Below are 2,150 nucleotides of genomic sequence, written 5' to 3' on the forward strand. Positions count from 1 at the left end.
AATACAAAGCTTTTTGTAAAAAGATACAGAGCTTTCTATGAAAAGATACAGAGGTTTTTGGTTATTTAATTATAAATTAAAAAAAATCAGATTAATCTCCATCTTCAGTTCGGGGAGAATCACAAAATGTGATTTCAGCCATCTCAATGGTTATTAAAAAAAATAATTCATCAATTTTATTAATCCTATTTATCATATCTCTCTCCATCTCCAGCGATGACAATATCGATCTTTACGAATATCGCAGCGACAACTTTGAATCCACTACGGAAGCAGTGATTATCACTTTTGAAGGAAAAACCTATAATCTCAAAGACGAAAAGTCTTTTAACGATTTTGCCAGAACTTTCAGTAAATACTCTTTCTTGAATAAAAAATTCATCACTTTTTATGAAAGGACTATCTACGACATCAGAAAAATGCTGGAAACACGAACTGATGTTTCAAATCAGGATCTATACAGACAACTTATTCATCTCTTCGGTTCAAAAAATAAATATAAAAACCATCTCGCGGAAATAGAAACAAATTTTGAGAAATTGATTTCCGAAAAAATGAAATTGCAGGAAGAACTTAAACGATTGTATAATGAATCTTCCAATCCGGAATTTCAGGAATTGCTTTTATTGATCACAGATTTTTTAAGTTTCCATCAATACTGGGATATACATCGTTATTGCGATGAATTCAAGACAAATTCCAAAACAGAAAAGGCAGATATCTATTATGTCCAGGCTTCGGTTAATTTCCTGACCTTCAGTTATGAAGGAGCTGAAACTTTAATTCAACTTGCTTTGAAAAATGATCCTGAAAATACTTTCTATTTAAAATTTTACGGTTATCTTCTCAATGATCTTGGTGAAATAGATAAAGCTATTGAATACAATAAAAAAGCACTTGAAATCGATTTGAAGAAAGAAAATACGGATCCCAAAATTACAGCATCAAATTATAATAATATCGGTGCTTCCTATTATAAACAAAAAAAGTATGAAGATGCCATTGAGTATTACAGGCAAGCCCTGGAAATCTCTCAGAAAGTTTCAGATAAAAATGATCATGCAACTGCACGATATTACAATGATCTTGCTCTCGCTTATGATAAGAATAAAGATTTCAAGGCAGCAATTAAAAATTATTTAAAAGCGATCGAGATTGATATTCAGACAGTTGGTGAAGAAAATATCATTACTGCAACTAATTACAATAATATCGGTTCTGCCTATTTTAATTTACAGGATTTTGAGAAATCTATCGAGTTTTTTGAAAAAGCGATCGAGATCGATTTGAAAACTGTTGGTAAAAATAATCGCAATATTGCTTCCCATTATGGGAATCTCGGTTTTGCATATCTGAAAATAAATGATAAAGATAATGCAGAAAAGAATTTTAAAAATGTGATCAAGATCAGCAAGAAATTAAAGATCAATGACTGGGTGGCATTCTTTGAAAGGAAGATCGAGGAGATCAATCAGTAGCACAGAATTGTATTCTGTGCAAAAAAACTTTGAAAGTTTGATACTTGACCCTTGCTAGTTTCTCCTGTTTCCCGCTTCCTTTCACCTGTTTCCTACTTATAAACATCCTTCCGATTACCAATAGCAATTATCCAGACATTTTTTTCTTTTTCTTCGATCCAGTATATGAGTCCGAAATCTCCAATCCTGAGTTTGAATTTATTTTTGAATTTTCCTTTCAGTTCATTACCCGGGCTATATGGATTTTCTGGTAATTTATGAAGGTTATTCAAGATCTTGATCGCATCATTGGTTTCTAATCCTTTCAATTCTTTATAAGCTCTTTTATCCCATTTGATCTTATATGTCATACTCTTCCAGAACCTTTTCATGCGATTTTTCTTCTGTCAGTGATGCAATTCTGATATCGGATAAATACTCATCGAATTTTTCAAAATACTATCTTAAAGCCTGTTTTACGGTCCAGCTTTTACTTACCTGTAACTCTTTGGAATATTTATCAAGGAATATCGAGAGATTATTATCCAAGTTGAAGGACATTACATTTTTAGCCATTGAATCCTCCGTTATTATTTCTTATTAACTTCTAATAATGGTTGGCAGCTGCCACGCTCTTCTTGCTTTTCTTTCAATCTGAGAGTGGAGCTGTGTGTTATATGCAATTACTCAAAT

General features: G+C 32.0%; 2 protein-coding genes. One reads left to right on the plus strand and one right to left on the minus strand.

Annotated features, from left to right (window positions below; all coding sequences use genetic code 11):
* Window positions 1–128: 128 nt before the first annotated feature.
* The gene (locus tag ENL20_02190) at window positions 129–1,478 is read left to right on the plus strand and encodes a tetratricopeptide repeat protein (protein ID HHE37364.1); all 1,350 of its coding nucleotides are present in this window, start codon (window positions 129–131) and stop codon (window positions 1,476–1,478) included.
* Between the two features lie 92 nt (window positions 1,479–1,570).
* Here the strand turns inward: ENL20_02190 and ENL20_02195 are convergent, their stop codons facing one another.
* Window positions 1,571–1,849 carry a type II toxin-antitoxin system RelE/ParE family toxin gene (locus ENL20_02195; protein HHE37365.1) on the minus strand — a complete coding sequence of 93 codons (279 nt, stop codon included), beginning with the start codon at window positions 1,847–1,849 and terminating at the stop codon, window positions 1,571–1,573.
* Window positions 1,850–2,150 lie beyond the last annotated feature (301 nt).

The organism is Candidatus Cloacimonadota bacterium, assembly GCA_011372345.1.
GTDB lineage: Bacteria > Cloacimonadota > Cloacimonadia > Cloacimonadales > TCS61 > DRTC01.